15 protein-coding genes and 1 pseudogene are annotated in these 17,523 nt (G+C 60.0%); 3 read left to right on the forward strand and 13 right to left on the reverse strand.

Annotated features, from left to right (window positions below; genetic code table 11):
• Positions 1 to 46 precede the first annotated feature (46 nt).
• The 9 genes from hutH (AB4N91_RS24985) to hutC form a co-directional block, all read right to left on the reverse strand.
• Positions 47 to 1,579 (reverse strand): histidine ammonia-lyase, encoded by a 1,533-nt coding sequence (gene hutH / locus AB4N91_RS24985; protein WP_010464511.1) that lies wholly within the window; start codon positions 1,577 to 1,579, stop codon positions 47 to 49.
• A 120-nt stretch (positions 1,580 to 1,699) separates the two neighbouring features.
• Positions 1,700 to 3,223, reverse strand: a complete 1,524-nt coding sequence (hutH, locus tag AB4N91_RS24990; RefSeq protein WP_460111855.1) for a histidine ammonia-lyase — start codon at positions 3,221 to 3,223, stop codon at positions 1,700 to 1,702.
• 167 nt (positions 3,224 to 3,390) lie between these two features.
• Positions 3,391 to 4,221: a quaternary amine ABC transporter ATP-binding protein gene (locus AB4N91_RS24995; protein WP_145309870.1), complete on the reverse strand. Its 831-nt coding sequence runs from the start codon at positions 4,219 to 4,221 to the stop codon at positions 3,391 to 3,393.
• Positions 4,218 to 5,069, reverse strand: a complete 852-nt coding sequence (locus AB4N91_RS25000) for an ABC transporter permease (protein ID WP_010464518.1) — start codon at positions 5,067 to 5,069, stop codon at positions 4,218 to 4,220. The genes AB4N91_RS24995 and AB4N91_RS25000 overlap by 4 nt, the downstream gene beginning before the upstream one ends.
• Before the next feature lie 70 nt (positions 5,070 to 5,139).
• Entirely contained in the window at positions 5,140 to 6,108 is a 969-nt protein-coding gene (locus AB4N91_RS25005) for an ABC transporter substrate-binding protein (RefSeq protein WP_010464521.1), read from the reverse strand.
• A gap of 69 nt (positions 6,109 to 6,177) precedes the next feature.
• Positions 6,178 to 7,650, reverse strand: coding sequence for a purine-cytosine permease family protein (locus AB4N91_RS25010; RefSeq protein WP_304817895.1), 1,473 nt, complete (start codon positions 7,648 to 7,650; stop codon positions 6,178 to 6,180).
• A 111-nt stretch (positions 7,651 to 7,761) separates the two neighbouring features.
• A complete protein-coding gene (hutU, locus tag AB4N91_RS25015; protein WP_083375241.1) occupies positions 7,762 to 9,450 on the reverse strand; it encodes a urocanate hydratase in 1,689 nt (562 codons plus the stop codon).
• Positions 9,451 to 9,846: 396 nt separating this feature from the next.
• Positions 9,847 to 10,416, reverse strand: coding sequence for a HutD/Ves family protein (locus AB4N91_RS25020; RefSeq protein ID WP_460111856.1), 570 nt, complete (start codon positions 10,414 to 10,416; stop codon positions 9,847 to 9,849).
• The gene (gene hutC, locus AB4N91_RS25025; protein ID WP_154505298.1) at positions 10,413 to 11,123 is read right to left on the reverse strand and encodes a histidine utilization repressor; all 711 of its coding nucleotides are present in this window, start codon (positions 11,121 to 11,123) and stop codon (positions 10,413 to 10,415) included. Before hutC ends, AB4N91_RS25020 begins: the two co-directional genes overlap by 4 nt.
• A 146-nt stretch (positions 11,124 to 11,269) precedes the next feature.
• Between hutC and AB4N91_RS25030 the strand changes: the two genes are divergently transcribed.
• Positions 11,270 to 12,634, forward strand: coding sequence for a formimidoylglutamate deiminase (locus AB4N91_RS25030; RefSeq protein ID WP_077747599.1), 1,365 nt, complete (start codon positions 11,270 to 11,272; stop codon positions 12,632 to 12,634).
• Between the two features lie 119 nt (positions 12,635 to 12,753).
• On the opposite strand, the gene AB4N91_RS25035 is transcribed toward AB4N91_RS25030, so the two are convergent.
• Together AB4N91_RS25035 and AB4N91_RS25040 are read right to left on the reverse strand one after the other, a co-directional pair.
• Positions 12,754 to 13,323 (reverse strand): lipocalin family protein, encoded by a 570-nt coding sequence (locus tag AB4N91_RS25035; RefSeq protein ID WP_010464533.1) that lies wholly within the window; start codon positions 13,321 to 13,323, stop codon positions 12,754 to 12,756.
• Between the two features lie 31 nt (positions 13,324 to 13,354).
• On the reverse strand, positions 13,355 to 13,609 hold the full coding sequence (locus AB4N91_RS25040; RefSeq protein ID WP_010464535.1) for a hypothetical protein: 255 nt from the start codon (positions 13,607 to 13,609) through the stop codon (positions 13,355 to 13,357).
• A gap of 420 nt (positions 13,610 to 14,029) precedes the next feature.
• On the opposite strand from AB4N91_RS25040, the pseudogene AB4N91_RS25045 reads away from it, so the two are divergent.
• Both AB4N91_RS25045 and AB4N91_RS25050 read left to right on the forward strand, forming a co-directional pair.
• Positions 14,030 to 14,881 (forward strand): annotated as a pseudogene (locus AB4N91_RS25045) (cache domain-containing protein); the annotation flags it as partial.
• Positions 14,882 to 15,022: 141 nt separating this feature from the next.
• Positions 15,023 to 15,787, forward strand: a complete 765-nt coding sequence (locus AB4N91_RS25050; RefSeq protein ID WP_370655188.1) for a methyl-accepting chemotaxis protein — start codon at positions 15,023 to 15,025, stop codon at positions 15,785 to 15,787.
• Between the two features lie 116 nt (positions 15,788 to 15,903).
• On the opposite strand, the gene AB4N91_RS25055 is transcribed toward AB4N91_RS25050, so the two are convergent.
• Positions 15,904 to 16,506: a DUF924 family protein gene (locus AB4N91_RS25055; RefSeq protein WP_460111857.1), complete on the reverse strand. Its 603-nt coding sequence runs from the start codon at positions 16,504 to 16,506 to the stop codon at positions 15,904 to 15,906.
• Between the two features lie 3 nt (positions 16,507 to 16,509).
• Positions 16,510 to 17,520 carry a class 1 fructose-bisphosphatase gene (locus AB4N91_RS25060; protein ID WP_010464542.1) on the reverse strand — a complete coding sequence of 337 codons (1,011 nt, stop codon included), beginning with the start codon at positions 17,518 to 17,520 and terminating at the stop codon, positions 16,510 to 16,512.
• Between the last annotated feature and the right edge of the window lie 3 nt (positions 17,521 to 17,523).

The raw sequence follows: 17,523 nt of genomic DNA on the forward strand, positions 1-17,523 counted from the left end.
GGGCGGCATTCCCACGCAGAGCGTGGGAACGATCGGTGGGTGGGGGTTAAAGGCTCGGCAAAAGCCTGGCCGACACCAGTTCATTCAGGCAACGCGTGGCCAACAGTTCAGTCGCCGCATTGATGTCCGGCGCAAAGAAGCGATCCTTCTCATAGAACGGCACTTCTTTACGCAGAATCCCACGGGCGTTTTCCAGCTTCGCCGAAGTCTTCAGACCTTCACGCAAATCCAGCCCCTGAACCGCCGCCAACCATTCCACCGCCAACACACCGCGCGTGTTTTCAGCCATTTCCCACAAGCGCTTGCCGGCAGCCGGTGCCATCGATACGTGGTCTTCCTGGTTCGCGGAAGTCGGCAGGCTGTCCACCGAATGCGGATGGGACAACGCCTTGTTCTCGCTAGCCAGTGCCGCCGCAGTCACCTGGGCGATCATGAAACCGGAGTTCACCCCGCCATTGGCTACCAGGAACGGCGGCAGTTGCGACATGTGCTTGTCCATCATCAGCGAGATGCGACGTTCGCTCAGGGAACCGATTTCAGCGATGGCCAGGGCCATGTTGTCAGCGGCCATGGCCACCGGTTCGGCGTGGAAGTTACCACCGGAGATCACATCGCCTTCAGCGGCGAAGACCAGAGGGTTATCGGAAACGGCGTTGGCTTCGACGGCCAGCACTTCGGCCGCCTGACGGAACTGAGTCAGGCAGGCGCCCATGACTTGCGGCTGGCAGCGCAGGGAGTACGGGTCCTGGACCTTTTCGCAGTTCTGATGCGAGTCGGATACTTCACTGCGCTCGCCCAGCAGATCACGGTAGGCGGCAGCGGCGTCGATCTGGCCTTTCTGGCCACGGGCGGCGTGGATGCGGGCGTCGAACGGCGAACGCGAACCCAGCACGGCTTCGACCGTCAGGGCACCAATCGCCACGGCACCGGCGAACAGATCTTCGCCTTCGAACAGACCGCGCAGCGCATAAGCGGTCGACACCTGAGTGCCGTTGAGCAGCGCCAGGCCTTCTTTCGCCGCCAGGGTCAACGGCGTCAGGCCGGCGACTTTCAGTGCTTCAGTCGCTTCCATCCACTCGCCTTTGTAGCGGGCCTTGCCTTCACCCAGCAACACCAGGGACATGTGCGCCAAAGGCGCCAAATCGCCGGACGCACCGACTGAACCTTTCAATGGAATGTGCGGGTAAACCTCGGCGTTGATCAGCGCGATCAACGCGTCAATCACGACGCGGCGAATGCCGGAGAAACCACGGCTCAGGCTGTTGACCTTGAGCACCATGACCAACCGCACCAGCGCGTCGCTGATCGGCTCGCCGACACCGGCGGCATGGGACAGCACCAGCGAGCGCTGCAGGTTTTCCAGGTCTTCGCTGGCGATGCGGGTCGAAGCCAGCAGGCCAAAACCGGTGTTGATGCCGTAGGCGGTGCGGTTCTCGGCGAGGATCTGTTCCACGCAGGCAACGCTGGCTTCGATCTGCTTTGATGCACTGTTGTCGAGGGTGATTTTGACCGGCTGCTGATAGATATCACGCAGTTGGGCAAGGCTCAGTTGGCCGGGAATCAAATTTAGCGCAGTCACTTTTATTCTCCTTTTGAGAGTCTTTTTGTTAACTAACCAGACGCTCCGGAAATGTCCGTTGTCCGTCGCTTCCCGCCTCGTGGGGGGCTGGCGCCTTGGCACGCTGGTTTGATGTAGGAATCAGTTGAGGTTCGGTAACGCCTTGTGCAGCAAAATCGGATCTTTCAACAAGCCGGCAGCGGCGGCGATGTCCGGCGCCAGCCAGCGGTCCTGGTCATAGGCCGGGACGCGTTCACGCAGCAGACGCCACGCGGCATCGGTGCCAGCGCCAAAACGCTGTTCCTTGAGAAATTCAAACGCCTGGGCCGCCAGCAGGTACTCGATGGCGAGGATCTGCGTGCAGTTTTCCAAGGCACGATGCAGCTTCAGCGCCGCGTTGGTGCCCATGCTCAAGTGGTCTTCCTGCAAGCCCGAGGTGACGTAGTTGTCGAGCACGGCCGGTTGCGCCAATTGGCGATTTTCCGCGCACAGCGACGCGGCGACGTACTGGACAATCATCATCCCGGAGTTCACCCCGGGGTTGGCCACCAAAAACGCTGGCAGGCCACTGACGTGCGGGTTGATCAGGCGGTCCAGGCGACGCTCGGCGATGGAGCCGATTTCGGCCATGGCGATGGCCAGCAAGTCCGCCGCCAGCGCGACCGATTGGCCATGCGGGTTGGCCTGGGACATGACACGGAAGTTGTCTGGCGTACCCAGCAGCAACGGGTTGTCGGTACAGCCGTTGAGTTCGGTTTCGATCTGACGGATCGCGTGCGTCAGTTGATCCCGTGCAGCACCGTGGACTTGCGGGATTGAACGGATGCTCAGCGCATCCTGCGTGCGAATGCCTTTGCTCGATGCAATCACTTCACTGCCATCCAGCAACGCTCGCAGATTGATGCCGACCTGCTGCATGCCCGGATGCGGTTTGAGCGCGATGATCTCGGCATCGAACGCCGCGATCTGGCCACGCTGGGCTTCGAAGCTCATGGCGCCGATCACGTCGGCCCATTGCACCAGGCGCGTCGCATCGGCAATCGCCAGACAGCTGAGGCCGGACATGCACGGCGTGCCGTTGACCAGGCACAAGCCATCTTTGGCACCCAGCTGAACCGGTTGCAGACCTTCTTCGGCCAGGGCTTGCTGGGCGGAAACGATCTGCCCGCGATAACTGACATTGCCGACACCCAACAGCGCGATGCTGATGTGCGCCATGTGGGTCAGGTAACCGACCGAACCCTGGGACGGCACTTGCGGGGTGATGCCGCGATTGAGCAGCGCCAGGAGGGCTTCGACCACCCGGCGATGAATGCCGGATTTGCCATGGCTGTAATTGCGGATCGCCGCGCACATGATTGCACGGGTCTGCTCGTCGGCCAGCGGAGCGCCGACGCCACAAGCGTGGCTGAGCAAGGTGTTGCGCGACAACTGGCTCAGTTGTTCGTCTTTGAGCGAGACGTTGCACAACGCACCCAGGCCCGTGTTGACGCCATACGCTCGCTCGCCGCTGGCGACGATGCGCTGGACGATCGCCTGGGCATTCTCGATCCGCGCCCAGGCCTGGGCCGACAGCTCAAGCTGAGCGCCATGACGGGCGACGGCAACCACATCCTGCCAACGCAACGGGGCGTCGGCGATAACGATTTTTTCAGCCTGGGACATCTTTGACCTCTTGCGTAAAACCTGAATATTGTTGCAGCTCTACCGGCCTCTTCGCGGGCAAGCCTCGCTCCTACAGGATTCAGGTTTGCCGTCCAATGCAGGAACGACACAAAACCTGTAGGAGCGAGGCTTGCCCGCGAAGGGGTCAGCACAACCGCCGCAAACCTTTAAACCACCGCCGCCCGACGCTGGACGAACCGGTCCACATACTCATCCGCCGGCGAATGCAGGATCTCTCTCGGCGTGCCCACCTGAATCAGGCGGCCGTCCTTGAGGATCGCGATGCGGTTACCTATGCGCACGGCCTCATCGAGGTCGTGGGTGATAAAGACGATCGTCTTGTGCAGGGTCTTTTGCAGTTCCAGCAACTGGTCCTGCATCTCCGCGCGGATCAACGGATCGAGCGCACTGAAGGCCTCGTCCATCAGGATGATGTCGGTGTCTGCCGCCAGGGCGCGGGCCAGGCCCACACGCTGACGCATGCCGCCCGAGAGCTGGTGCGGGTATTTGTTTTCGTAGCCTTTCAGGCCCACGGTATTGATCCAGTGCAGCGCACGCTCGGCGCACATTTGCTTGCTCTCGCCACGCACTTTCAGGCCGTAGGCGACATTGTCGATCACGGTCTTGTGCGGCAGCAGGCCGAAGCTCTGGAACACCATGCTGATCTTGTGCCGGCGAAATTCGCGCAGGGCTTCCATGTCGTATTGCAGGATGTCCACGCCGTCCACCAGGATCGCGCCGCTGGTGGGGTCGATCAGGCGGTTGAAGTGGCGCACCAGGGTCGATTTGCCGGAACCCGAAAGGCCCATGATCACGAAGATTTCGCCGGTGCCGATGCTCAACGACAAGTCGTTCACGCCGACCACGCAGCCGGTTTCGGCCAGCACCTGATCCTTGGTTTTGCCCTGGCCAATCATGCCCAGCGCGTCCTTGGAGCGGTTGCCGAAAATCTTGAAGACGTTTTTGACTTCGATTTTGCTCACGGTTGCGTCGTTCATTTGCTCACCTCATGCCGTGGCCGACCATACGCCTGAGTAATGCGGTCGATGACCACTGCCAGAATCACGATCGCCAGACCGGCTTCCAGGCCACGTCCGACGTTGAGGGTCTGAATCCCCACCAACACGTCTTCACCCAAGCCACGGGCGCCAATCATCGAGGCAATCACCACCATCGACAGGGCCATCATGGTGGTCTGGTTGATCCCGGCCATGATGCTCGGCAGGGCCAGCGGCAGTTGCACGCCAAACAATTGTTGCCAGCGGTTGGCACCGAAGGCGTTGATCGCTTCCATCACTTCACCGTCCACCTGGCGGATGCCCAGGTCGGTCAGGCGGATCAGCGGTGGCGCAGCGTAGATCACGGTAGCGAAAATCGCCGGCACCTTGCCCAGGCCGAACAGCATCAGCACCGGGATCAGGTACACGAAACTCGGCATGGTCTGCATGATGTCCAGCAACGGCATCAGCACCGAACGCAGGCGATTGCTGCGTGCCGAGAGAATGCCCAGCGGGATGCCGATCAGCACCGAAATGACGGTGGCCACCATCATCAGCGCCAGGGTCTGCATTAGCTTGTCCCAGAGGCCGACCGCACCCACCAGGAACAGCAGGCCGACGATGACTGCCGTGGTCACCACTTTACGAGTCGCGTGCCAGGCAACGCCCGCCACGATGGCCAGCATCAGCCACCAGGGCGCCGCACGCAGCAACCCTTCAAGATTGACGATGGCCCACAACAGGGTGTCGGAGATATGCCGGAACACATCGCCGTAGTTGGTGACCAGCGAATCGACCCAACCGTTGACCCAGTCGGCGATGGAAAAGGTAAAGCTTTCGGGAAACATAAGAGACTCTCAATCAAGGGGTTGCGATCAAGCACCCGACTGCCGTTGCCGACAGTCGGAGAGGCCCAACCTACAAGGCCGCGTCGATTTTCTTGGCTGCGTCTTCGCTTACCCATGCGTGCCAGACTTCAGGATGTTCCTTCAAGAAGATCTTGGCCAGTTTTGGCGACTCGATCCGCTCTTTGGCCATGCGCCCGAGGTTCTGGTTGAGCAGGTCGATCGGCAGGTTGACCTTTTCCAGCACTGCCACCAGTTCCGGGGCTTGCTCGTGGAACGTCTTGGACAGGCCGACCTTGATGGTCACTTCCTTGTTCACGCCTGGTTTTTCTTCAAGCTTGACCAGGTCGACCTGGCCCATCAGCGGGGTGGGCGACCAGTAGTAGAACAGGATCGGCTCTCCACGCTTGTAGCTCGACAGCACCGCGGCATCCAGCGCCGGGCCGGTGCCCGGACGGAAGTTGGTGTAGGTGCTTTCCAGGCCATAGCTTTTCAGCATTTCGCTGTTGTCGAGTTCACAGGTCCAGCCGGCCGGGCAGTTGTAGAAACGGCCCTTGGAAGGCTCTTCCTGGTCCTTGAACACGGCGGCGTATTTACCCAGGTCGGCGATTGCTTTCAGGTCCGGGGCCTTGGGCTCCAGCTTGCGCTTGGCGTCGCCTTCGATCACGTAGCGCGGCACGTACCAGCCTTCGATTGCGCCAACGACCGGAGCGCCGACACCGACAACCTTGCCGGCCTTCTCGGCCTTGTTCCAGACTTCGCTGCGGCCAACCCACTCTTCGGCGAACACTTGAATGTCGTTGCTGCTCAGGGCGTTTTCCATGGTGATGGAGTTGCCCGGCAGGCTGTCGGTCTTACAGTCGTAGCCCTTCTCCAACACGATTTGCATCACGTCGGTCAGCAGCATGCCGCTTTCCCAGTTCAGGCCGGCGAACTTCACCGGTTTGCCCGACTCGCACCAACCGGCAGCCTGAGTGGCGCCGGCGCTGGCGAGCAGGCCCATGGACAGCAATGTGGTCAGCAGGGTCTTGTTCGATTTCATTGTAGTGACGCTCCTAATCATGAATTGGCTTACGGCAGTCAAGAGGCATCCAGCCCTGTCCACGTCCAATCAGGCCTGCGCCGCAGCGCGACCAGCCCCACTTGTTTTTTGTTGTACAACGCTGTCCTGCTCAACCGGCAGAATCAGGTGATCGGGTACCGAGCCGTGCCATTTTTTCGCACAGACGTAGTACAGGGCTGCGGGAAGCACCAGACCGATGATCCAGGAAATATCCACACCACCCAGGGCTTCCACCAGCGGACCGGTATAGAACTTGGTGGCGATGAACGGCAGTTGTACCAGCACACCGAAGACATAGATGCTGATGCCGAGTGGGTTCCAACGGCCATAGCGACCCTTCGGATCGGCCAGCGCCGGCACGTCATAACGCTCGCGAGTGATGCAGTAGTAGTCCACCAGGTTGATCGCACTCCATGGCGTAAAGAACGCCAGCAGGAACAGGATGAAGGACTTGAACGCACCGAGGAACGAGTGCTGACCTAGCAACGCGATCAGGGTGGCGGTACCGACGATGAACAGCACGAACACCAAACGTTGCAAGCGCGATACCTGCAGGTGACCACGGAAACCGCTGATGATGGTCGCAATGCACATGAAGCTGCCGTAGGAGTTCAGCGTGGAGATGGTGACCTTGCCGAACGCGATACTGAAATACAGCAGCGCAGCGGTGGCACCGGTGCCGCCCAGACCCACGATATAGGCCACTTCGTGGCCGGCGAATTGTCCGTTGGCCGAAGCGGCGGCAAACACGCCGAGGATCATCGCCACCTGTGCACCAATCACCGAACCCGCGCCAGCGGCGAAAAAGGTTTTCACCGAGGAAGTGTTGCTCGGCAGGTAGCGCGAGTAGTCAGCCACGTAAGGACCGAAGGCTATCTGCCAGGATGCCGCGAGGGACACCGCAAGCAGGAAGCTGCTCCAGCTGAAGTGGCGGATTTGCAGGAGTGCACCCACATCAGTCTGGCTCATCAGACGACTGAACAGATAAACAAAGGCAATCACGCCGATGACGCTGGCGACACGGCCGATGAAATGGATCACCCGATAACCGAGTACCGTGACCAGCACGATGACACTGGCGAAGATGAGGATACCGACGCTGTCGCTGACGCCAAACAACTGGCCCAGCGCCTGGCCGGAAAGCACGGTTCCCGTTGCGGTGAAGCCCAGGTACATCAGGCAGACCAGCACGATTGGGATGGCCGCACCATAAACGCCGAACTGTACGCGGCTGGAGATCATCTGCGGCAGGCCAAGTTTTGGCCCTTGCGCTGCATGCAACGCCATCACGCCACCGCCCAGCAGTTGACCGATCAGCAGACCGATCAGCGACCAGAACACATCACCGCCCAGCACCACGGCGAGCGCCCCGGTGACAATCGCGGTGATCTGCAGGTTGGCACCCATCCACAGGGTGAACTGGCTTAACAGACGACCGTGTCTTTCCGCTTCCGGGATGTAGTCGATCGAACGTGTCTCGATCAACGGTTTACTGCCTGCACGATCGTCATTAACAGCCATTGTTCAACCTCTGTGGATTGTTTGTCGGTGTTGGTGATCCCTGTAGGAGCGAGCAATGCGGGGCGCCGCATCGCTCGCTCCTACAGGTTTTGCATCAGGCCAAAGCCTGTTTTATTTGCCGGTAATCATTGGCAGGTTCAACCCTTGTTCCTTGGCGCAGTCGATCGCGATCTGGTAACCGGCATCGGCGTGACGCATGACACCGGTGGCCGGGTCGTTGTGCAGGACGCGAGCGATACGCTCGGCCGCTTCGTCAGTACCGTCGCAGACAATCACCATGCCCGAGTGCTGGGAGAAGCCCATGCCGACGCCGCCGCCGTGGTGCAGGGAAACCCAGGTCGCGCCGCTCGCAGTGTTGAGCAGGGCGTTGAGCAGTGGCCAGTCGGACACGGCGTCGGAGCCATCCTGCATCGATTCGGTTTCACGGTTCGGGCTGGCGACCGAACCGGAGTCCAGGTGGTCGCGACCGATCACGATCGGCGCGGACAACTCACCGCTGCGCACCATTTCGTTGAACGCCAGACCCAGCTTCGCGCGCTGTCCCAGGCCAACCCAGCAGATACGGGCCGGCAGCCCCTGGAAGCTGATGCGCTCGCGGGCCATGTCCAGCCAGTTGTGCAGGTGGGCGTCGTCCGGGATCAGTTCTTTGACCTTGGCGTCGGTCTTGTAGATGTCTTCAGCGTTACCCGACAGTGCAGCCCAACGGAATGGACCGATGCCGCGGCAGAACAGCGGACGGATGTAAGCCGGTACAAAACCCGGGAAGTCGAATGCGTTCTCGACGCCTTCTTCTTGCGCCATCTGACGGATGTTGTTGCCGTAGTCGAAGGTCGGAATGCCCATCTTCTGGAATTCGAGCATCGCTTTTACGTGCACGGCCATCGATTGCTTGGCGGCTTTGACCACGGCAGCAGGCTCGGTCTTGGCGCGAGCGCGGTACTCTTCCCAGGTCCAGCCGGCTGGCAGGTAACCGTTGAGCGGGTCGTGGGCGCTGGTCTGGTCGGTGACCATGTCCGGGCGCACGCCGCGCTTGACCAGTTCCGGCAGGATTTCTGCCGCGTTACCCAGCAGCGCGATGGAAATCGCCTTGCCTTCCTTGGTGTATTTTTCGATGCGGGCCAGGGCGTCGTCGAGGTCGGTGGCTTGTTCATCGACATAGCGGCTGTTCAGGCGGAAATCGATGCTCACCTGTTGGCATTCGATGTTCAGCGAGCAAGCACCGGCCAGGGTTGCAGCCAGAGGCTGAGCGCCACCCATGCCGCCGAGGCCTGCGGTCAGGACCCAACGACCTTTCAGGTCATCGTTGTAATGTTGGCGACCGGCTTCGACGAAGGTTTCGTAAGTGCCCTGGACGATGCCCTGGCTGCCGATGTAGATCCAGCTGCCGGCGGTCATCTGGCCGTACATGGCCAGGCCTTTGGCGTCGAGTTCGTTGAAGTGCTCCCAGCTCGCCCAGTGTGGCACCAGGTTGGAGTTGGCGATCAGCACGCGCGGAGCATTGGTGTGTGTCTTGAACACGCCGACCGGCTTGCCGGATTGCACCAGCAGGGTCTCGTCGTCATTCAGGTTGGTCAGGCTTTCGACGATCTTGTCGTAGCATTCCCAGTTACGCGCCGCACGACCGATACCACCGTAAACCACCAGTTCTTTAGGGTTCTCGGCAACTTCAGGGTCGAGGTTGTTCATCAGCATGCGCAGCGGCGCTTCGGTCAGCCAGCTCTTGGCGGTCAGCTTGTTACCGCGGGCGGCACGGATTTCAACATCACGGTATTTAGTAGGTTTCTGGGTATTGTCAGTCACGAAAAAGACTCCTCAGCGATCAATCCAAACCAACCCTGGCGGTGGGTAAGCCAGCCTGTGCGCACTGTTGCGCCACAAGCGAATCAGTGGACGTTGCGAGGAGTCTCGGTCGACTCATACGCATACGTCTTTACTTGTACATACAAGCATATGCAATCAAGCGGCCAACTTGTTGGAGGGGCCTTCAAGAAAAGTTTTAAACGGGCTGGAACGCGCCTGGATCAAGGGTTCTGGCAACGAAGAAATTTTTCGGGGGATTTTGCGAGGGGGGTGACTGCTGTTACTTGGGCGTGGTTTTGCGCCACGCTGGGGCGTTCGGTAACAAAGTGGTGCGCAGTTTCGAATCAGTTGATCGCCCCCAAGCTCTGCGTGGGAACGATCAGTGGTGGTATTGGATCAGCGTGCAGTCAGCTCGATCACACAGCACGAGCCGTTGCTGGAAACTTCCAGCAGGCCGGTGTTACCACCGAGTTGCAGGCAATCATGGCGACCGAGTTGCGAGGCGCTGTTGCCGACCTTCACGACAAGCTCGTCAGTGACACTAAATATGAGCACGGTGCCAGCCGAGCTGAAAAACTGCTGCTCACCGGCCAGCCACTGCAACCGCGCGTAGTAACGCTGGGGCGCATAAATCAGGTTGAAGTCGCGAATCGGCCCGCCCAGCAAGGTGCAGGTCACGTGGCTTTCGCCGCTGAACGCAAAAGGCTCCAACGGTAACAATGGAGGCGTGTCCTGGCCGTCAACCCGCAAGGTCATACCGTCGCCTTGCAACACGGTGATCACCCGCTCATAGCCGGCGAACGTCGAGAATCCGCCGGATTCGGCGATATCGGCAATCGACAGGCGCCAGCCGAAGCCGTCAAGCCAGGTCCCCGCATCGCGGGTGATTTCTTCGGTGCTGCCACCGCCGTTTTTCCACGGCATTCGCGGGTAATCTTTTGCGCGTAGAACCTTCGTTACATTCATTTATGAAACCGACCTTCCAGACGATGACGGGAACCAGGGTGGATCAAACGGGCGGCGGTTACCGGCTGGCGGCCGGACCAGGTGCGGCGACGAATCAGCAGGCACGGCTCGCCCTTTTCAATCTGCAGCAATTTGCACTCTGAGGCCTCGGCCAGAATCGCCTCGACCACGTGCTCGCCTTCGGTCAGCGGCGCGACCTGGTTCAGATAGGCGTAAGGCGTTTGCAGGGTGAAGTCCTGCTTGAGGTAGTCCGGCGCCACCAGCGCGTTGACGAAACGGTCTTCGATTTGCACCGGAATGTCGTTTTCGAAATGCACGATCAGCGAATGGAAAACCCGCTGGCCTTCGCGCATGTCCAGCGCCAAAGCGCGCTCGGAACCAGCGGCCTCTTCTTCGAGGGTGATCACCTTGCAGGTATGGCGATGGCCACGGGAGGCGATTTCGTCGGCGATGTTGTGCACTTCAAACAGCGCGGACTGGCTTTTCGGCTCGGCGACGAACGTGCCGACACCTTGCATGCGCACCAGCAGACCGTCGGCGGTCATCTCGCGCAGGGCGCGGTTGATGGTCATGCGGCTGAAACCGAGTTGGCTGACCAGCTCGCTTTCCGACGGAACGCGGTAGTGCGGCGGCCAGTTTCCACTGTCGATTTGCTGGGTGATCATCTGTTTGACGCGGGCGTACAAGGGCGCCGGACTGTCGCCCATGTTCGCGGCCAACGGTGACACTGGGGGCGGAGTCGGCACGGTTAATCCTTGGTCGTCTGTTAGAAGTCGCTAGCTTGCCGGAGTTTACCGAGCAGGCAAACGTCTGTATATGTATATACAAATAACACACGATGGGGTTCTGAACCATGTCCGCCTTCTTTGCCGAACGCGCGCTGCTGCCTAGTGGATGGGCCAACAATGTACGTCTTGAGGTCAGCGCCGAGGGCGTTTTGACCCATATCCAGGCCGATTCCAACGCAGATGGCGCCGAACGGCTGAGCGGTCCGCTGCTGCCGGGGATGCCGAATCTGCATTCCCACGCCTTCCAGCGGGCCATGGCCGGGCTGGCGGAAGTGGCGGGCAATCCGAATGACAGTTTCTGGACCTGGCGCGACTTGATGTATCGCCTCGTCGGAAAAATCAGCCCGGATCAACTCGGCGTCATCGCCCGCCAGCTGTACATCGAAATGCTCAAGGCCGGTTACACCTCGGTCGCGGAATTTCATTATGTGCATCACGACACCAACGGCCAGCCTTACGCTGATCCGGCCGAACTGGCGCTGCGCATCAGCCAGGCAGCCAGTTCCGCCGGTATCGGTCTGACCTTGCTTCCGGTGCTTTACAGTCATTCCGGTTTCGGCGGCCAGGCGCCGAACGACGGTCAGCGCCGCTTCATCAACAGCACCGAGAACTACCTCACGCTTCAGTCGCGTTTGCAGCCGATCCTGGCGCAGCAACCGGCGCAGTCGCTGGGCTTGTGTTTCCACTCGTTGCGCGCGGTAACGCCGCAACAGATCAGCGAAGTGCTGGCGGCCAGCGACAAGCAGTGCCCGGTGCACATTCATATCGCTGAACAGCAGAAGGAAGTCGATGACTGCCTGAGTTGGAGCGGTCGTCGTCCTCTGCAATGGCTGTACGAAAACACCGAGGTCGACCAGCGCTGGTGCCTGGTCCACGCGACCCATGCCAATCCGGAAGAAGTCACGTTGATGGCCAAGAGTCGCGCTATCGCCGGTCTGTGCCTGACCACCGAAGCCAACCTCGGCGACGGGATTTTCCCGGCGGTGGATTTCCTCGCGCAGGGTGGACGCATGGGTATCGGGTCCGACAGCCATGTGTCATTGAGCGTTGTGGAAGAGTTGCGTTGGCTGGAATACGGCCAGCGCCTGCGCGATCAGCGGCGTAATCGGCTGTATGGCGCGGATCAGCCGATGGTTGGCCGCACGCTATATGACGCTGCGCTGGATGGCGGCGCTCAGGCGCTGGGGCAGCCGATCGGTGCACTGGAAGTTGGTAAACGTGCGGATTGGCTGGTGCTGGACGGCAACGATCCGTACCTGGCAACGGCCAGCGGTGACGGGATTCTCAATCGCTGGTTGTTTGCCGGCGGCGATCGCCAGGTGCGCGATGTGCTGGTCAATGGCCAGTGGGTGGTGCGTGACGGGCGTCATGCGGCAGAAGAAGAAAGTAACCGCGCGTTTACCCAAGTCCTGCGCGACCTCCTGGGCTGACACAAACGAAATGTGGGAGCGAGCCTGCTCGCGACAGGGCGATCAAATTCAACAGAAGTGTTGACTGATACTCCGCTATCGCGAGCAGGCTAGCTCCCACATTTGTTCTTTACTAGCCGTCAGTTCGAGGTCTTGGCCATCTGCGTATCCGACGCGCGCCAGATCAGCCGCGTAGTGTCGTAGCCTTGCTGACGCGCCTTGCTCAGCAGTTCTTCACGCACTACACCGTTGACCGTCGGCGTGCGCGACAGCAGCCACAGGTACTTGCGGCTCGGGTCACCGACGATGGCGGTCTTGTAATCGTCGCTGACGTAAAGCACCCAGTATTCCCCCTTCGCCACACCTGGCAGCAAGCGCGAGAACCAGGTATCGAACTCGACCCACAACTTGTCGGTCTTGCCCGGCACTTGTGGATAAGCCGTGCCCTTGGCCTCTTCCCATTGCCAATCCGCCGTCAGGCAGCGGTTCAGCACCTGCACCTTGCCGTCAGGATTGAGCGTGTAATGGGCTTCGGATTGTGCGCAGTTGCGTTGGAAATACATTGGCAGGCGGGCCAACTCGTACCAGGTGCCCTGGTATTTCTTGAGATTGACGCTGTTGACGGTTTTCGGCGCCAACGGATCTGTGCCAGAAGTGGCGCAGCCGGCCAATACCAGGCCGGCAAAAAGGAGTATCAATAACCGCTTCATTGTTTTTCTCCCGTGGGCGCGTAGCCCCGGATTACTTCAGGCCTTGGCCGGAAAACATCAGTACTTTGTCACCGGCATACTGCACGCTGATAAAGCTGTTCTTGTCACCCCAGGTGCAACTGGACATGCCGAGCGCGCCCGAGCAATCAGTGGCTTTACCCAACAAGGCTTCAACCTCTGCCTTGGGCATGCCGGCCGACAGTTTCGAATAGTTTTCCTGATTGACCTTGCTGCATGCGGCCAACAACACGCAGAACGAGAGCAGGGCGATAGAACGCAGCGACATGGTGTAGCTCCTGGGGCGAGGGGGGAATGGCATGGCTGCCAAGCAGAAGCTTAGAAGAGAAAACCCCCATCTGGTTCCCCGACCGCCCGGCTATTTATCGGGCCGCTCGTCTGCCTTTTTTCGAAAAATCAGCAACTTTCCTGCGCCGCTGAGTATTTCATCGGTTTTCGCAAAAACACGCCTAATCTTTGGCGCTGGCCAGTCGACATAGAAGCAGCGCAAAGCCCTCGACTGTGGCAAATTGACGCCCCCTCGCTGACCAGCCCCTCCGCGGTAGTGCACTTAATGACCAGAAACATGAAATTCAGCCACAAGATCCTGCTGGCAGCCGCCCTCGTGGTCGCTGTTGCGTTTGCCTGCTTCATCCTGTTCAACGACTACCGTCAGCGCCAGACCTTGCGCAGCAGTACCGAATCCTCGATGCAGGAACTCGGCAGCCTGACCACCCGCAACATCCAGACCTGGCTGGAAAGCCGCATCCAGTTGCTGCAATCGTTGTCCCAGCAGATCACAGTGGACGGCAGCACACCCGCCAGCCTCAAACGCGCCATCGACTTGCCGGCCTACACCGGCAACTTCCAGCTGAGCTACTTCGGTGGCACTGACGGCGTGATGTTCTCGATCCCGGCGGGCAATCGTGCGGCAGACTACGATCCTCGCGCACGTGGCTGGTACAAGGCGGCCAACAGCGCGCAACAGACCATCGTCACCGAACCGTACATCGCCGCCTCGTCCGGCAAACTGGTGATCACCGTGGCCACGCCGGTGCAGCATCAGAGCCAGATGATCGGTGTCGCCGGTGCGGACATCGACCTATCGAGCGTCAGCGCAATCATCAACTCGCTGAACTTCGGCGGTCACGGCCACGCGTTCATCGTCAGCGCCGACGGCAAGATCCTGATCCACCCGGACAGCAAACTGGTGCTCAAGAGCCTCGCCGAGGCCTACCCGAACGGCGCACCAAAAGTCAGCCCGGGCATGAAAGAAGTCGAGCTCGACGGCAAGACCCAGTTCATCTCCTTTACCCACGTCAACGGTGTGCCCTCGGCCGACTGGTACGTGGCGCTGGTGCTGGACCAGGACACCGCGTTCTCGATGCTCAGCGAATTCCGTACCTCGGCGATCATTGCCATGGTCATCGCCGTAGTCATCATCATCGCGTTGCTGGGCATGTTGATCAGCTTTCTGATGCAGCCGCTGCTGACCATGGGCAGCGCCATGCATGACATCGCCGAAGGCGAAGGTGACCTGACCAAACGCCTGACCATCCACGGCCACGATGAATTCGGTGCCTTGGGCACCTCGTTCAACCGCTTCGTGGAACGTATTCACACCTCGATCCGCGAAGTGTCCTCGGCCACCGGCCAGGTCAACGAAGTCGCCTTGCGTGTGGTTGCCGCGTCGAACTCGTCAATGTTCAATTCCGATCAGCAAGCCTCGCGCACCAGCAGCGTGGCTGCAGCGATCAACGAACTGGGCGCTGCCGCCCAGGAAATCGCCCAGAACGCGGCCCTCGCCTCCCAGCATTCGAGCGATGCCCGCGCGTTGGCCGAAGAAGGTCAGCAAGTGGTGGATAAAACCATCGCGGCGATGCAGCAGCTCTCGGCGAAGATCAGCGATTCGTGCGGCAACATCGAAACGCTCAATAGCAACACCGTGAACATCGGGCAGATTCTGGAAGTGATCACCAGCATCTCGCAGCAGACCAATTTGCTGGCATTGAACGCCGCCATCGAAGCTGCCCGCGCCGGTGAAGCCGGACGTGGTTTTGCCGTGGTTGCGGACGAAGTGCGCAACCTCGCCCATCGCACTCAGGATTCGGCGCAGCAAGTGCAAAAGATGATCGAGGAACTGCAAGTCGGCGCCCGGGAAGCGGTGAGCACCATGACCGACAGCCAGCGCCAGAGCGAAAGCAGCGTCGGCATCGCCAACCAGGCCGGTGAGCGTCTAGGCAGCGTGACCCAGCGTATTGGGGAGATCGACGGGATGAACCAGTCCGTGGCGACCGCGACTGAAGAGCAGACCGCAGTGGTGGAGTCGATCAATGTCGACATTACCGAGATCAATACGTTGAACCAGGAAGGGGTGGAGAACTTGCAGTCGACGTTGCGTGCATGTGCAGACCTTGAGCAGCAGGCGGCACGGTTAAAGCAGTTGGTGGGCAGCTTCCGGATTTAAGCGGCTTTCACTGGCCCCATCGCCAGCAGGCTGGCTCCCACAGGGGATTGTGAACGACACAAACCCAATGTGGGAGCCAGCCTGCTGGCGATGGCGGCATCAGCTACAGCAGAAAACTAAAAGCGAGAACCAGGCCCCGAAAGAAACGCCAACTCTTCAGCCGTAGACTCCCTTCCCAACACCGCATTCCTGTGCGGAAACCGCCCAAACCGCGCAATCACCTTCTGGTGCTTTTCGGCGTAATTCAGGTAATCGGTAAACAAAGCCTGATCACCCTCCGGTTGTTGTTTAACCAGATCGATGTACCGCGAAACCGCCTCGTTCTGCACCGCCAGATTCTCGCAATGTTCAAACACCAGGTAGATAAACACCCGCTGAATCGGCCGCAACTGCCAATCGAAATCCGCAGCAATGCCTTGCGCCACCAGTGCCTGAGCCCTGAGATCGCCTGAAAAGGATTTGGGGGTGTCGCGAAAGATCATTCGCGGGAGCTGATCGAGCAGCAGCACCAAGGCCAGCCAACCTTCGGGGCGTTGCGCCCATTCAGTCAATCCGCCGGCCAGTGCCTGCTCGACCCAGTCCCCGAAACGCGTCTGCGCTTCGAGGTCCTGGCTGTCGCGCTTGCCGAACCATAACTTGCCCTTGTCAGCCGCTATGTCTTGGGGGGATTCGAAGGTTCCGAACCACCACTCGAGCAACGGCTGCCAGGGCGCGGTCATGGTTTATTCCTTGTGGTAAGCCGTGACGCGTTCGACTTCTTCTTTCGAACCGAGGAACACCGCAACACGCTGGTGCAAGCCCTCAGGCTTGATGTCGAGGATGCGCTGATGGCCATCGGTGGAAGCGCCGCCAGCCTGCTCAACCAGGAACGACATCGGGTTGGCTTCGTACATCAGACGCAGTTTGCCCGGCTTGGACGGCTCGCGGTTGTCGCGTGGGTACATGAACAGACCGCCACGGGTCAGGATACGGTGTACGTCGGCAACCATCGCCGCGACCCAGCGCATGTTGTAGTTCTTTTTCAGCGGGCCTTCATCGCCAGCCAGCAATTCGTCGACATAACGTTGTACCGGCGCTTCCCAGTGACGCTTGTTGGACGAGTTGATCGCAAATTCCTGCGTGGACTCAGGGATCGTGATGTCTTCATGGGTCAGCACGAAGCTGCCCATTTCACGGTCCAGGGTAAAGCCCTTCACGCCATTGCCCAGGGTCAGCACCAGCATGGTCTGTGGACCGTAAATCGCATAACCGGCGGCAACCTGCTGAGTGCCTGGCTGCAGGAAGGCCTTTTCGTTCAAAGGCTCGTTCTGGGTCAGGTATTCGTTCGGGCAACGCAGCACCGAGAAGATCGTACCGACCGGCGCGTTGATGTCGATGTTCGACGAACCATCCAGTGGGTCGAATACCAGCAGGTACGCGCCTTTCGGGTATTTGCCCGGGATCTGGTAGGCATTATCCATTTCTTCGGATGCCATGCCGGCCAGGTGACCGCCCCATTCGTTGGCTTCGAGCAGGATGTCGTTGGACATCACATCAAGCTTCTTCTGCACTTCGCCTTGGACGTTTTCAGTGCCCATGCTGCCCAGAACGCCGCCCAGGGCGCCCTTGGACACGGCGTGGCTGATTTCCTTGCAAGCACGCGCCACCACTTCGATCAGGAAACGCAGATCGGCAGGGGTGTTGTTGCTACGGGTCTGCTCAATCAAATAGCGACTCAGGGTAACGCGGGACATGGA

It is taken from the genome of Pseudomonas sp. H3_D04 (assembly GCF_054669175.1).

Coding starts and splice junctions, on each gene's coding strand:
- hutH (WP_460111855.1), bottom strand. CDS start 3,223: ATGTCCCAGGCTGAAAAAATCGTTATCGCCGACGCCCCGTTGCGTTGG.
- AB4N91_RS24995 (WP_145309870.1), bottom strand. CDS start 4,221: ATGAACGACGCAACCGTGAGCAAAATCGAAGTCAAAAACGTCTTCAAG.
- AB4N91_RS25000 (WP_010464518.1), bottom strand. CDS start 5,069: ATGTTTCCCGAAAGCTTTACCTTTTCCATCGCCGACTGGGTCAACGGT.
- AB4N91_RS25005 (WP_010464521.1), bottom strand. CDS start 6,108: ATGAAATCGAACAAGACCCTGCTGACCACATTGCTGTCCATGGGCCTG.
- AB4N91_RS25010 (WP_304817895.1), bottom strand. CDS start 7,650: ATGGCTGTTAATGACGATCGTGCAGGCAGTAAACCGTTGATCGAGACA.
- AB4N91_RS25020 (WP_460111856.1), bottom strand. CDS start 10,416: ATGAATGTAACGAAGGTTCTACGCGCAAAAGATTACCCGCGAATGCCG.
- hutC (WP_154505298.1), bottom strand. CDS start 11,123: ATGGGCGACAGTCCGGCGCCCTTGTACGCCCGCGTCAAACAGATGATC.
- AB4N91_RS25030 (WP_077747599.1), top strand. CDS start 11,270: ATGTCCGCCTTCTTTGCCGAACGCGCGCTGCTGCCTAGTGGATGGGCC.
- AB4N91_RS25035 (WP_010464533.1), bottom strand. CDS start 13,323: ATGAAGCGGTTATTGATACTCCTTTTTGCCGGCCTGGTATTGGCCGGC.
- AB4N91_RS25040 (WP_010464535.1), bottom strand. CDS start 13,609: ATGTCGCTGCGTTCTATCGCCCTGCTCTCGTTCTGCGTGTTGTTGGCC.
- AB4N91_RS25050 (WP_370655188.1), top strand. CDS start 15,023: ATGTTCAATTCCGATCAGCAAGCCTCGCGCACCAGCAGCGTGGCTGCA.
- AB4N91_RS25055 (WP_460111857.1), bottom strand. CDS start 16,506: ATGACCGCGCCCTGGCAGCCGTTGCTCGAGTGGTGGTTCGGAACCTTC.
- AB4N91_RS25060 (WP_010464542.1), bottom strand. CDS start 17,520: ATGTCCCGCGTTACCCTGAGTCGCTATTTGATTGAGCAGACCCGTAGC.